The organism is Leucobacter salsicius M1-8, assembly GCF_000350525.1.
In the GTDB taxonomy this organism is placed as follows: Bacteria; Actinomycetota; Actinomycetes; order Actinomycetales; family Microbacteriaceae; genus Leucobacter; species Leucobacter salsicius.
On record NZ_AOCN01000007.1, the window covers coordinates 41,856 to 54,879 of the forward strand.

11 protein-coding genes are annotated in these 13,024 nt (G+C 64.8%); 7 read left to right on the forward strand and 4 right to left on the reverse strand.

All coding sequences use genetic code 11. From position 1 onward, the window contains the following. Positions 1-95: 95 nt before the first annotated feature. Positions 96-1,190: a 4-hydroxy-3-methylbut-2-enyl diphosphate reductase gene (locus C795_RS0101415; protein WP_017791974.1), complete on the reverse strand. Its 1,095-nt coding sequence runs from the start codon at positions 1,188-1,190 to the stop codon at positions 96-98. Between the two features lie 81 nt (positions 1,191-1,271). Between C795_RS0101415 and xseA the strand changes: the two genes are divergently transcribed. The 7 genes from xseA (at position 1,272) to C795_RS16775 (ending at position 8,667) form a co-directional block, all read left to right on the forward strand. After that, positions 1,272-2,522 (forward strand): exodeoxyribonuclease VII large subunit, encoded by a 1,251-nt coding sequence (gene xseA, locus C795_RS0101420; RefSeq protein WP_026139359.1) that lies wholly within the window; start codon positions 1,272-1,274, stop codon positions 2,520-2,522. Positions 2,523-2,565: 43 nt separating this feature from the next. Next, the gene (locus C795_RS0101425; RefSeq protein WP_033348809.1) at positions 2,566-2,817 is read left to right on the forward strand and encodes an exodeoxyribonuclease VII small subunit; all 252 of its coding nucleotides are present in this window, start codon (positions 2,566-2,568) and stop codon (positions 2,815-2,817) included. Positions 2,818-2,820: 3 nt separating this feature from the next. Continuing rightward, complete coding sequence (locus C795_RS0101430; protein ID WP_017791977.1) at positions 2,821-3,489, forward strand: DUF4245 domain-containing protein; 669 nt, start codon at positions 2,821-2,823, stop codon at positions 3,487-3,489. After that, positions 3,486-4,160, forward strand: coding sequence for a carbonic anhydrase (locus C795_RS0101435; RefSeq protein WP_017791978.1), 675 nt, complete (start codon positions 3,486-3,488; stop codon positions 4,158-4,160). Before C795_RS0101430 ends, C795_RS0101435 begins: the two co-directional genes overlap by 4 nt. A gap of 68 nt (positions 4,161-4,228) precedes the next feature. Further along, positions 4,229-5,632 (forward strand): class II fumarate hydratase, encoded by a 1,404-nt coding sequence (locus C795_RS0101440; RefSeq protein ID WP_017791979.1) that lies wholly within the window; start codon positions 4,229-4,231, stop codon positions 5,630-5,632. Between the two features lie 150 nt (positions 5,633-5,782). Then, positions 5,783-6,571: an Ig-like domain repeat protein gene (locus C795_RS16770; RefSeq protein WP_083879092.1), complete on the forward strand. Its 789-nt coding sequence runs from the start codon at positions 5,783-5,785 to the stop codon at positions 6,569-6,571. A 44-nt stretch (positions 6,572-6,615) separates the two neighbouring features. Beyond that, a complete protein-coding gene (locus C795_RS16775; protein WP_083879093.1) occupies positions 6,616-8,667 on the forward strand; it encodes an Ig-like domain-containing protein in 2,052 nt (683 codons plus the stop codon). A gap of 106 nt (positions 8,668-8,773) precedes the next feature. On the opposite strand, the gene C795_RS14790 is transcribed toward C795_RS16775, so the two are convergent. The 3 genes from C795_RS14790 to C795_RS0101465 form a co-directional block, all read right to left on the reverse strand. Next, positions 8,774-10,021 carry an MFS transporter gene (locus C795_RS14790; protein WP_157486904.1) on the reverse strand — a complete coding sequence of 416 codons (1,248 nt, stop codon included), beginning with the start codon at positions 10,019-10,021 and terminating at the stop codon, positions 8,774-8,776. Positions 10,022-10,239: 218 nt separating this feature from the next. Then, positions 10,240-11,223, reverse strand: coding sequence for a type IV toxin-antitoxin system AbiEi family antitoxin domain-containing protein (locus tag C795_RS0101460; RefSeq protein WP_157486905.1), 984 nt, complete (start codon positions 11,221-11,223; stop codon positions 10,240-10,242). A gap of 201 nt (positions 11,224-11,424) precedes the next feature. Next, positions 11,425-12,831 (reverse strand): PhoH family protein, encoded by a 1,407-nt coding sequence (locus C795_RS0101465; protein WP_017791982.1) that lies wholly within the window; start codon positions 12,829-12,831, stop codon positions 11,425-11,427. Positions 12,832-13,024 lie beyond the last annotated feature (193 nt).

The following is a 13,024-nucleotide window of genomic DNA, read 5'->3' on the forward strand; positions in this document are numbered from 1 at the left end:
GGCGCCGGAACAGCTCCCGAAATATCACTCACTCCGGAGAAATCCAAGACGATTCGTCCTGTCTTGTTGGATTCTCCGGAGTGAGTGAACGCGCGTTAGCGGACGCGGCCGCCGAGAGCTCGCGCGTCGGTGTTGCCCGACGCGTCCTGGCGCAGCTCCTTGGGCAGTGAGAACACGAGGTCTTCCTCAGCGGTCATGACCGCCTGGATGTTCTCGTAGCCCGCGTCAACGAGATCGTCGAGCAGCTCCTGCACCAGCACCTCGGGGGCCGAAGCACCGCTCGAAACGCCAATCGTCTCTACGCCGTCGAGCCACTCCTGCTTAACCTCATTCGCGTAGTCGACCAGGTATGCCGCCTTGGCGCCATACTCGAGCGCGACCTCCACGAGGCGCACCGAGTTTGAGGAGTTACGCGAACCGATGACAAGCACGAGATCGGCCTTCGGCGCGATCTCCTTGATGACGCCCTGGCGGTTCTGCGTCGCGTAGCAAATGTCCTCGCTCGGCGGATCCTGCAGGTTCGGGAACTTCGCGCGCAGCCGGCGCACGGTCTCCATCGTCTCGTCAACCGAAAGCGTGGTCTGCGAGAGCCACACGAGGTTGTCGGGGTCCTTCACCTCAAGCGTGTCGACGTCGGCGGGTGAGTTGACGATGGTGACGTGATCCGGAGCCTCGCCAGCCGTGCCCTCGACCTCTTCATGCCCCTCGTGGCCGATCAGCAGAATTTCCATGTCCTGGCGTGCGAAACGCACCGCCTCGCGGTGCACCTTGGTGACCAGCGGGCACGTCGCGTCGATTGCGTGCAGGCCGCGATCGTCGGCCTCGCTCACGACGGCCGGCGACACACCGTGCGCCGAGAACACGACGTTGGCGCCCTCAGGCACCTCGTCGACCTCCTCGACAAAGATTGCGCCCATCTCTTCGAGTGTGCGCACTACATGCACGTTGTGCACGATCTGCTTACGCACGTACACGGGCGCGCCGTAGCGCTCGAGCGCCTTCTCTACCGCGACGACGGCGCGGTCGACTCCGGCGCAGTAGCCACGCGGCGCGGCGAGCAGCACGCGCTTCTCGCCTGACACCGGAACATTCTTAAGTCGACCTTCCTGGCGGCGCACACGCGGCATCGCCAGGCTCACAACGGGCGCACCAAGGGTGCGCGGGTTCGGGGTCTGAGCAGTCACGGTCATGGCCTCGAGTCTACGCGTCGGGTCTGTGCATCGGGTCAGAGCGTCGGGGATGAACGTGGGTGCTGGCGAGCCTCGACGTCGGTGGCTAAAGCTAGGCTTACGCACATGGCTGAGGCAGCAAACTCCCCCGCGACCCGCGACACCCCGTGGCCCGTCGCCCTCATGAGCGAGAAGATCGCCGCGTGGGTCGATCGCTTGGGCCAGGTGTGGGTGGAGGGCGAGATCACCCAGTGGCAGGTGCGCGGTGGCCACGTGTACGGCAAGCTCAAGGATCTCGGCCAGGACGCCACCGTCAGCTTCACCGTCTGGCGTTCGGTCGCGCAGCGCCTCTCGAGCGAGTTTTCGCAAGGCGACCGTGTGATTGCCCTCGTGAAACCCAACTTCTGGGTCAAGGGCGGGTCGCTCACCGTGCAGGTGTTTGACCTGTCGCACGTCGGGCTCGGCGAGCTCCTCGAGCGCCTCGAGCGGCTGCGCAAGCAGCTCCAGGCCGAGGGACTATTCGCGCTGGAACGTAAGCGCCCCCTGCCGTTTCTCCCGGGACTCATTGGCCTCGTCACAGGCCGCGACTCTGACGCCGAAAAGGATGTGGTGCGCAATGCGACACTGCGCTGGCCCGGCGTCCAGTTCAAGATCCACTACGCCGCGGTGCAAGGCGACCGCGCCGCCGCCGAGGTGACCGCGGGTATCGAGGCGCTGGACCGCGACCCCGAGGTCGATGTCATCATCGTCGCCCGCGGTGGCGGCGACTTTCAAAATCTGTTGCCCTTCAGCGATGAGCGCGTCGTGCGGGCCGCGGCGACAGCGACCACCCCGATCGTCAGCGCGATCGGCCACGAGGCCGACCGCCCGCTGCTCGACGAGGTGGCCGACCTGCGTGCGTCCACCCCCACCGACGCCGCGAAGCGCGTCGTGCCCGATGTCGGCGAGGAGCTCGCGGGGCTCGATCAGGCTCGCGCCCGCATGAGCGCCCGGCTCGGGCAGTTCATTGCGCACGAGACCGACCGGATCATGCAGCTTCGTGCCCGCCCCGTGCTCGCCCAGCCCGAGCGCGGCATCGATGAGCGCGCCGACGAGCTCGTGCGCTGGGCGGCTCGCGGGGCCGAGCTGGCTGATCGCGCCGTATCCGAGCGGGCGCAGACGCTCGGCGAGATCCGGGCCCGCCTGAGGGCGCTCTCCCCGCAGGCCACGCTCGAGCGCGGCTACGCGATCGCGCAGGTTGTTGATGCGTCGGGCGTTCCGGGCGACGTCGTGCGTGGGCCCGCTGACGCCCCGGCGCAGACCCCGCTGCGTCTCACCGTCGCGGACGGCCACGTCGACGCGGTCGCACGTTAGCCCCTACCGGAGGCTGTCAGGGGTGAGCGGTATGCTGGGGTACATGGCAGAGACTGTGACCCCGGATCAGGCGTCCCTGAGCTACGAAGCGGCCCGAGACGAACTTATCCAGGTCGTTGGGCGGCTCGAACAGGGTGGCATTTCGCTCGAGGAGTCCCTCGCTTTGTGGGAGCGCGGCGAGGCCCTTGCTGCACGCTGCGAAGAGTGGCTGCTCGGTGCGCGCCAGCGCCTCGAGACCGCACGACGCGGGGCACAGCAAGATGCCGCCGATTCGACGACGGGGCTTGACTCCTAAGTTATGGCTAAGAAGACCAAAGCGCCCGTAATTGTGGCCGAGCTTGGCCGGCCCGAAACTGCCGCCGAGACGGCGCACCGCAAGGCCACCGACTCGTATCTGTACAAGAAGCGCAAAACCGTCAACAACCTGGTGTTCTCACTCATCGTGTGCCTCGGGTTGGTTTTGGTGATGGCGCTCGCGGTACCGCGAGGCACCGACGTCTACTCAGACCTCTCAGTCGACGTCGCCCAGCTCGCCGAGGCCGCTGCCCCGAGCGCGGGCCGCACGTTGGCCGCCCCCGTCGTCCCCGAAGGGTGGAAGGCGAAGCAGGCCGAGCTGCGGCGCAACGGTGATGTCACCTCGTGGCAGATCAACTACACGACCGCCGACGAAGCTTTTGCCGCAGTGGCGCAGGGATTCACCGCCGACGGCGCACCCGTCGATGAGGTGTGGATCGCCCGCAATCTCGAACAGCAGAACGCCACCGGAACCGAAGAACTCGGCGGGGTAACCTGGACCGTTTATGACCACCAGAACCGCAGCCCCGACTCGAGCAACATGCGCTTTGGGCTCGAGGGAGAAATCAACGGCGACACGATTCTCGTGTACGGCACCGACTCCCCCGGCAATCTGCGCGTGCTCGCCTCAGAGGTTGCACGTTCACTGAACACTGAGGACGGCACGAAGTGACCAAGACCCGGTTGACCCCGCAGCAGGCATGGGATGCGCTGGCCGCTGGCAACGAGCGTTTCATGAACGACACGCTCCGGCACAGTAATCAGGACACCGATCGCCGCCACGAACTCGCCGGAGGCCAGGCCCCCGACGCGGCATTCCTCGGGTGTGCTGACTCGCGCGTCGCAGCAGAGATGCTGTTTGACTGTGGCTTGGGCGACCTCTTTGTCGCCCGCAACATCGGCCAGGTCGCCAACATGAACATGGTGGCGACGCTCGAATACGGCGTCGCAGTGCTGGGTGCCGCCGTCATCGTTGTGCTCGCGCACGACTCCTGCGGCGCCGTCGCCGCGGCGATCGACCAGACGAGCGCGCACCCAACAGAGGTCACTCCGGCGATCCGCGATGAACTCGCGCTGATTCAGCCCGCGGTGCAGCAGGTGTGGTTCAAGACCCGCCGCGAGTCCCCCTATGTCGATCCGGATCAGATTGATGCCAACGCAGTGGGCCGCCGTCACCTCGTGACCACGATCAATCAGCTGCTGCGCTCGTCACGAGTGCTCAGCGAGGCCGTGGCGTCTGGCGAGCTCGGAATTGTCGGTTGCCAGTATCAGCTCGATAATGGTCGAGTGGCTCCCGTCACCTCGGTGGGCATGCTCGACATCGCGCTCGCCGAATTCGACTAGCCGCTTCAGATTTTCTAGACCGCTTCATCCACTCAGCACAAGCTTTATCCCCTCAAACAAAGGAAGACATGAGCGACATCGAGTACCGCATCGAGCACGACACTATGGGCGAGGTGCGTGTTCCCAAGAACGCGCTGTACGCAGCACAGACGCAGCGTGCCGTTGAGAACTTCCCGATCTCGGGCTCGGGCCTGGAGCCCGCCCAGATCGTGGCACTCGCACGTATCAAGCGCGCAGCAGCAATTGCCAACGCTGAGCTGAACATTCTTGACCAGGACATCGCTGACGCGATCGTCGCGGGCGCCGACGAGATCATCGCTGGCAACCACCACGACATGTTCCCCGTTGACACGTACCAGACCGGCTCGGGCACGTCGTCGAACATGAACATGAACGAGGTGCTGGCCGCGCTCGCGACCAAGCACCGCGGTGCTCCCGTGCACCCGAACGACCACGTCAATGCTTCGCAGTCGTCGAACGACGTGTTCCCCACCTCGGTGCACATCGCTGTCACGGGCGCGCTCATCGAGCAGCTCAAGCCCTCGCTCGCGCACCTCGCTGAGGCGCTCGAGGAGAAGGCAGAGCTGTGGAAGGACGCCGTAAAGTCGGGCCGCACCCACCTCATGGATGCCACCCCCGTCACCATGGGCCAGGTCTTCGGTGGCTACGCCGCTCAGATCCGCTACGGCATCGAGCGCATCGACGCTGCCCTTCCCCGAGTGGCTGAGGTTCCCCAGGGCGGCACCGCCGTGGGCACCGGAATCAACACCCCCCTCGGCTTCCCCGAGAAGGTCATCGCCGAGATCGCAGCATCGAGCGGCCTGCCCATCACCGAGGCACGCAACCACTTCGAGGCACAGGCCAACCGCGACGGTCTCGTCGAGGCATCGGGCGCGCTGCGCACCATCGCCGTGTCGCTGACCAAAGTCGCCGAGGACGTGCGCTGGATGGGTTCGGGCCCCAACACGGGCTTCGCTGAACTGCACATCCCCGACCTGCAGCCCGGCTCGTCGATCATGCCCGGCAAGGTGAACCCCGTGGTTCCCGAGGCGACCCTCATGGTGTGCGCGCGCATTATCGGCAACGACGCGACCATCGCCTGGGGCGGCGCTCGCGGCAACTTCGAGCTCAACGTGATGATTCCCGTCATGGGCACCGCGCTGCTCGAGTCGATTCGTCTGCTGTCGAACGTGTCGCGCGTCTTCGCCGATAAGACGATCAAGGGCCTCGAGGCCAACATTGAGCGCATGGCGACACTGGCGGGTATGAGCCCCTCGACCGTCACCCCGCTCAACCGCCTCATCGGCTACGAGGCTGCGTCGAAGATTGCCAAGCACTCGGTTGCCAAGGGCATCACCGTGCGCGAGGCGACCATCGATCTCGGCTACGTCGAGCGCGGCGAGCTGACCGAGGCTGACCTCGACAAGGCTCTCGACCTGCTTTCGATGACCCACCCGGGCGTCGCGAAGTAACTCGCGTTTCCACGCACGAGGCGGGCTGGATCTCTCCGGAGGTTTAGCCCGCCTCGTGCGTTTTTGGGATGGCTGCCGTCACGGACTCCATGCGCAGAAAGTTGGGTTCTCCGTTGCTGCCATTACGCGTACGTAGTCTAAGATTTTCTCATGCGTAAGTTTCTTACGAGTGTTATTGTGGCGCTCGCACTTGTCACCGGTGGCATCGTTACCGCCGCCCCCGCTCAGGCCGCGCCAATGTACTCAGCCACTGTGGGCTTCAGCTCTGAAAACACGGTGTACCTCTGGGTGCTCCCTGAACTCGCTAGCGCCTCTGCCTTCCAACTCGTCACAGATCCTTTGCATGGCACAGCATCCCTCACCCCACAGGGCACGCTGAATTTCATTGTGCCTCCTGCGGAGCCACACGAAACTCTCGGCGTCATTGATACTTTTCGCATACGAGCTGTGGATCCAACCGGCACCCCGTTTGAATTCGATGTCACGTTTCGGATTAGGCATCATTCGACTTTGAAGTGCGCAAGTTCTGTGATCACCGCACCGGTCGGTACTCCAATTGATTTGACTTGCCAGGTGGCCTCTCAGAGTAAAGACCTCAGCGGACGCGTCCACTATTCCTATAGCCTCCCTGACTGGAGCCAAGTGCAGCTCGGTAGCGCAAATGTCAGCATGCAGGGAACGGCAGACATCACGACAGTGACCCTCCCGCAGGGGACCTACCAGATTTATGCACGGTATTCGGGAAACAACGACAGCGCCGATAGCTCCGTCGGATTCGAACCAATTACTATCACCCAGCTGCCAGTTCAAGCGCAAACCACGACGTCGCTTGTGACTTCCACCGCTGGCGACATCACAGACCTCACCGTGACTGTAGAGCCGAGCGCTGCGGCTGGCACCGTCACCTTTGCCGATGCCGACAAAGAACTGGGTCGGTAGCCATTTCTGATGGGGTCGCTGTCCTTCGCGGGCAGAAGTTCGCAGTGGGCAGCCACCTACTGACCGCAGCTTACTCGGGTGACAGCACCCATAAAAGCTCAACGTCAAGCGCTAGAACTCTCACGGTCGATCCAATCACAACGCAGACGTCACTCGTTGCGTCTTCGACCAATTCCACGTTCGGTGATTCAACAACTTTCACCACAACCGTCAGTCCTACGTCGGCAACCGGCTCCGTCGTCTTCATGCAAGGCAGCGACGTGTTGGGCACGGCCACGCTCGGCAGCGGGACGGCTACTTTCCCCGCGGCAAAGCTGCCCGCAGGCAACCACTCTGTAACGGCCAAATACACGGGAGACGCGCAACACGCACTGTCCACGTCGCCCGGCGTAGCCGTTCAGGTGGCCAAGGCCGCGTCCACCACCGGTCTCTCCGTCTTTATGTCTGGCCAGGGCAACAGCAGCAACACATACCTGCAAGCCAAGGTGTTGCCCTTAGGTGCGACAGGTCACGTAACTTTCAAGAATCATGGATCCGTTATTGGTACTGCCAATGTCTCAAACGGCTATGCAACGTTTACCGCAAAAGGGCTTCCCGCGGGGAAGCATCTATTCAGCGCTGAGTACGCTGGCGACGATAATCATCGGGCCTCAAGTGCTCCCACGTCTTCTTACTCTCTTGCCCCGCTGAGCACGACGACGACAATAAGCCCACCCGCTAGTACCCCCACGTTTGGCGATTCAATCGACATTACAGCGACGGTCGCCCCAATCGATGCAATCGGGCACGTGACGTTTACGCGAGGCGGCATCACACTCGGCACCGCCCCCATCACCGACGGCACCGCCATCCTCAGTGGTCAACGGTTCACGGCGGGGAGCCACGGTGTCTTCGCCACCTATTCGGGTGATGACTACTATGCTGGCTCGGCATCCATGGGCGTGCCGTTTGTGGTCGCCCAGGCAGCCACAGAAACATCGGTCGGAGTTTCACAGTCCACGACCACGCCCGAGGATGCCATCGACATTGCAGCTTCTGTGACCGCAACCAATAGTTCGGGTGATCCCGTTGAGGTACATGGCACCGTCGAGTTCTTTGCCGATGGTGCTTCTCTGGGTTCCGCACCCCTCGTGGGAGGTGCCGCTTCCCTCACCAATCAACGGTTCGCACTTGGTGACTACGACATCACGGCTCGCTACAGCGGATCAACGGACCACACCTATTCGACTTCACAAGTGACCGTGCTCACCGTCGCCAAGTTACCGACCGCGCTGTCACTCAAAACCTCCGCGTCGTCAGTCACGGCGGGCAGTCCCCTCGAGCTGACAGCCACGGTCGCTGCCGACGGCGCAACCAACGTCACCGGCAGCGTCGACTTCACCGCCGCCGGCAGCTCGATCGGCACAGGCAAGGTCACCAACGGCGTCGCGACGCTTGAGGTGTCCTCGCTCCCCGTGGGTACCTCGACAATCACTGCGAACTATTCGGGTGACGGTAGATACCTGAATTCCAGTTCGCAGGCTGAGTCCGTTGAGGTAACCCCGATCGTCTCAGAGTTTGCGCTCACAACAACTCCAGAGGCTCCGCGCGCCGACGACCCCATCACCATCACCGCACGGGCCACCGCGGGCACGCCGACGGGCACGATTTCGTTCCAAGTTGAGGGCGATTCGCTCGCTGACGTTTCGTCCAATCCCGACCTTCTCACGCAGCACCGATTTACCGGCAATTTCTTGGCGGGTTCTCCCGTCAAGGCGGACGCGATCACGCAGACCCAGCCGCTCGTCGATGGCTCCGCGACAATCCAGGTGCCACCGCTTCCCGCGGGCAAGTATTCGGTGTCGGCAAGCTACGGCGGCGATGCCCAGCATGCGCCCGTCACCCTCAGCACCAACACGCTGACGGTCGCCGAGGCGTCAGCGCCGCCCACCCCGCCAACGAAGCCTGAGACTCCAAAGCCCAGCACCTCGGCGAAACAGTCCGGTTTGGCGGCGACCGGTGCGGAATCCCCGATGCTCGGTGCGGTGGCCGCGCTGACCCTGATTGCCGCCGGACTGATCTTGTTCACGCGCCGCCGAAAGGCCGCCAAGTGCTAAGCGGCGTCGCGGCCTGACCTGAGGCAGCCTGAAGCTGACGCGGACTCTGGCATCACGAGCACCGGTCGCCCCACCGAAATTTGCCCGGGCGGCCGGCGCTCGCCTGCTACGCGTACTTCGTGCGCGCCAGCACCCGCGTCAGCAGCAGCCCGACGGTACACTGCACGGCGATGAGCACGGTGACGCCGATGAGCACCTCGGTCCAGGATCCGGAGACCTGCCGCATCGCCCCGGCCCCCAGTGGCCCTAGCGTCGCGACCGTGTAGCCGACGGACTGCGCGAGGCCTGAGACGCGCGAGGTCTCGCGCGCGCTGGCCCCCATGCCCGCGATGAGCGCGAGCACCAGCGGAAACACGCACATCCCCAGTCCCAGCAGGGCAGCCCAAAGTTCAGGCGCAAACGTGGGGGCGAGCAGGAATCCCAATATGCCCGACCCGCTCGCGACCGCGACCAGCACAAACCCAAACCGCAGCCAGGCCGCACTGCGCACGAAACTCACGACCACGATCGTGCCGGGAATGCCCACCGCCATCGCGATGCCAAGGAGTAGCCCAGCGCGCGCTGCGGGGATGCCCGCGTCGATCGCGATCGCTGGCACGTAGCCCATCACGACGTAGCTCACGAGCGACTGCATCGCGAAGTACGCGGCGAGCAGCCAGGTTCCTGCGGGTAGCGGCGGCTTGGGCCCCGCGGGCTTCGGTGCCGCGGGTGCGTGTGGGCTGAGGGCCTGCTGATCCGGATCATTGCCCGCCGCCGCAGCGGGCTGCGTGGGGGCGGCGGGCGCAGTGGGCGAGACGAACGTCCACACGACCAGCCCGACAGCGGCCGGCAGGGCCCAAACCGCGAGCCCCAGGTTGGGTGACCCCAACCAGTCGGCCACTGGGACGGCAACTGCGGCCCCCGCCGCAGAGCCGAGCGACATCGACATCGAATAGGCCGTGGTGACCGGCCCGATCCGGCCGGGGAAGCGCGAGCGGACCACCGCGGGCAGCAGAATGTTGACGATCGCGAGGCCCCCGGTCGCGATGACGGTGCCCGCCACAATGGCGACCGGATCGGCGATCACGCGCAGTGCGAGGCCGGTCGTGAGCGCCAGCATGCCCCACCGGATCGTGCGCTCAATGCCCAGACGCGCTGCGAGCCTGGGCGTGCCGATACCTGCGACCGCGAAGATCGCAGTCGGGATCGACGGGACGAGCACTGCAGCAGCCGGGGTGAGCGCGCCCATTTCTTGCAGCGGCACGAGGAGCGCTGCGGCCGTGGTCACCGCGATGCGCAGGTTCAGCGCGACGAGGATGAGCGCGACCAACACATACACGGTGCCACCGGCCAGGCGACTACTTCTCGTTCCCACAACGTCCTCACACTCGGTTGCCGCTCGCTGGCGATTGGCTAACTCAGACCCAGAGACCAGGTAATCGGCAAAAGTCCAGTATGACCTAGCCGCTCGGGAGCTTGCGGTTCGTAGACCCGAGCGCGGGGACTATTGGCGACCGTTACCCCAGTACGAAACTCCCGAAACGGTACGAAGATCTCGCAATTTTCGTAATGGCCGGGAGGTTTCGTACTGGGTCAGCGAATCCTCGGCACTGGCACGTGGAAGCTCTGCAGCAGCCGTCGCAGTCTTTCGGGCGTCCCCGCTTCGCGTGTACCCCAGTGCACCATACGGTAGTTCGTGCTTCCGCTCACCCAGTTGTCGCGCTTTTTCTCGCGCACGACCATTTCAGCGGCGCTTCGCCCGCCCCTGAGCGCAGGGTTCGTATATTTGAGGTCGCCATCGCTCTCCCCGTACACCCGAAGGCCCAGCAGTTCGAAGTCCATGAAGAGGTAGCTTCCAGAGGACGACGCCACGGGCACCTGCAGGTCGAGCTCAAACCCGAGCCTCAGCAACTGCAACCTGCTGACACTCTCAAGTACCGACTCGGCCCGAGGGTCGGCAAGCTCAACAATGCGGCGCACTCGGTCGAGCCCGCGCAGGTGCCGGGGCATGGCACCCAGGAGCTCGGCCATCTCGTGTTCCCAATTCTGCGACGCGTTGGAGTCCACAATCCGGCCACGGCGGGCCTTCCGCGCCAGCACGGCATCGGCGCACCCGAGCGCTGTCTCGGTGTCGGCGATGCGGGCGATGTCGAACACTGTGCGCTCGTGGTTCGTGCAGAAGTACCCGGCGACTGATCCCGTGTGGTGCGCGGGGATCTCGAGATCATGACGCAGCACTGCAGCGTTTGATTTCCCACCCCTCCCCGAGACCACATGCACGCGCCCTAGTCGAAACCCCCAAAGCGGCAGCCCCAGCAAGGCCGCCGCAGAATAGTGGGAGAACAGGGGCGGAGTAACCGCATTGTGGTGAGCGGCAAGCACGGCCGCCAAGTGCCGCCGCTCGGGGAGCCACGAGCGCCAAGCAACCCCGTCGGCATACCAGCCGTGGGCTACGCGCACGTATTCGCCCGCCGCCACCGCCCGCTCAAGGGCCCGGGGCGACAACCCCGCGTCAAGGATCGCACTCGCGCGCAGCAGCGCACGCTCCACTTCTTGGATGTGATCCGGAATGTACATGCCTCGAGTGTGACCCGCGCCGCACATGATTTGGGCGGCTCCGCCCATTCTGTGGATAACTCACGCATGGCGTGCCTGTTCAGGCTGAGTGCAGCACAGAGCAGCCTGCGCCAGTACGAAACCCCCGAAACAGTACGAAGATCTCGCAATTTTCGTACTGGCCGGGAGGTTACGTACTGGCGGAAACGTGCGCGCACCGCGCTAGTCGAGGAGCTGCGTCACCAGCGCCGCGATGTCGCTGCGCTCCGATCGGGTCAGCGTCACATGCCCGAAGAGTCGATGCCCCTTCAACTTCTCGATGACCGCGGCGATACCGTCGTAGCGACCCACCCGCAGGTTGTCGCGCTGCGCCACATCGTGGGTCAACACCACCCGGGAGTTCTGGCCGATGCGCGACAGCATCGTCAGCAGCACGCCCCGTTCCAGCGACTGCGCCTCATCCACGATTACGAACGCATCGTGCAGCGAACGCCCACGAATGTGGGTGAGCGGCAGCACCTCCACGAGCCCGCGCGCCATCACCTCGTCAAGCACATTCTCGGAAACGATCGAGCCCAGCGTGTCGAACACCGCCTGCGCCCACGGGTTCATCTTTTCGTCGCGGTCGCCCGGCAGGTAGCCGAGGTCTTGGCCGCCCACCGCGTAGAGCGGCCGAAACACCATCACTTTCTTGTGCTGGCGCCGTTCAAGTACGGCTTCAAGCCCTGCGGCGAGCGCGAGCGCCGACTTGCCGGTGCCGGCGTTGCCGCCGAGTGACACTATCCCGACCCCGGTGTCGAGCAGCAGATCGATCGCGAGCCGCTGCTCAGCGCTCCGCCCCGACACCCCGAACACCTCGAGATCGCCGCGAACGAGGTGCAGCGACCCGTCGCCGTCGACGCGGCCGAGCGCCGAGCCGCGGGGCGAGTGCAAAACAAGCCCCGTACCAAAGGGGAGGCCGCGGGCGGCGTCGACGTCGTCCACCCGCTCTGCCTCCCACAGCAGCCGCATCTCTTCCTCGTCGAGGTTGAGCTGCACAGTGCCCGTGTACGCATCGTCGTGGGCGAGTTCGGCCCGGTACTCCTCGGCCCCGAGCCCGAGGGCGGCCGCCTTCAACCGCATCGGCAGGTCCTTCGACACGACCGTCACGTTGGCTCCCTCGGCGGCAAGGTTGTGCGCGACCGCGAGGATGCGGGTGTCGTTGTCGCCCAGCCGCATCCCGCTCGGCAGCGTCTCGAGACTCGAGTGGTTGAGCTCGACGCGCAGCGTGCCGCCAGCATCGCCCACGGGCACGGGGAAGTCGAGCCGTAGGTGCTTCGCCCGCAGCTCGTCGAGGCTGCGCAACGCCCGCCGCGCGAAGTACCCAAGTTCGAGGTCCTGCCGCTTCTGCTCGAGCTCAACAAGCACTACGACGGGAAGCACGACTGAGTGTTCGGCGAAGCGAAACAGTGCCTGCGGATCGCTGAGCAGCACCGAGGTATCGAGGACGTATGTGCGTTCGGTGGTGTGAGCCTCGCAGGTGCTCTCAATGTCTGGTGCGCTCGACAGGTCGGGTGTGTGCCCCGCGGCAGGGCCGCTGCCGATACCGCCGCCGTCGATACTGCTGCCACCGAGTTTGTGTGCCATCATCGTGATCTCCTACAGGAATTCCCGTGGGGCGAGGCTGCCGCAGTGCCGAGGCTTTTGGCCTCCTCGATCGGGCGGTGCCCGATAACTTCACCGTACGCCCTGATGCGGCTCGGGCGGTAGTGCCGCGCGCGGCCCTACCTGAACGGTTGAGGGCTGGCGCGTGAACCCCTGATGGCCGCACATTTAGGGCACC

What these genes read in the sequence shown, in the direction of transcription:
- C795_RS0101460 (WP_157486905.1), bottom strand. Translation starts at nt 11,223, where the DNA reads ATGTACATTCCGGATCACATCCAAGAAGTGGAGCGTGCGCTGCTGCGC.
- C795_RS16770 (WP_083879092.1), top strand. Translation starts at nt 5,783, where the DNA reads ATGCGTAAGTTTCTTACGAGTGTTATTGTGGCGCTCGCACTTGTCACC.
- C795_RS0101430 (WP_017791977.1), top strand. Translation starts at nt 2,821, where the DNA reads ATGGCTAAGAAGACCAAAGCGCCCGTAATTGTGGCCGAGCTTGGCCGG.
- C795_RS0101425 (WP_033348809.1), top strand. Translation starts at nt 2,566, where the DNA reads ATGGCAGAGACTGTGACCCCGGATCAGGCGTCCCTGAGCTACGAAGCG.
- C795_RS0101440 (WP_017791979.1), top strand. Translation starts at nt 4,229, where the DNA reads ATGAGCGACATCGAGTACCGCATCGAGCACGACACTATGGGCGAGGTG.
- C795_RS0101465 (WP_017791982.1), bottom strand. Translation starts at nt 12,831, where the DNA reads ATGATGGCACACAAACTCGGTGGCAGCAGTATCGACGGCGGCGGTATC.
- C795_RS0101415 (WP_017791974.1), bottom strand. Translation starts at nt 1,190, where the DNA reads ATGACCGTGACTGCTCAGACCCCGAACCCGCGCACCCTTGGTGCGCCC.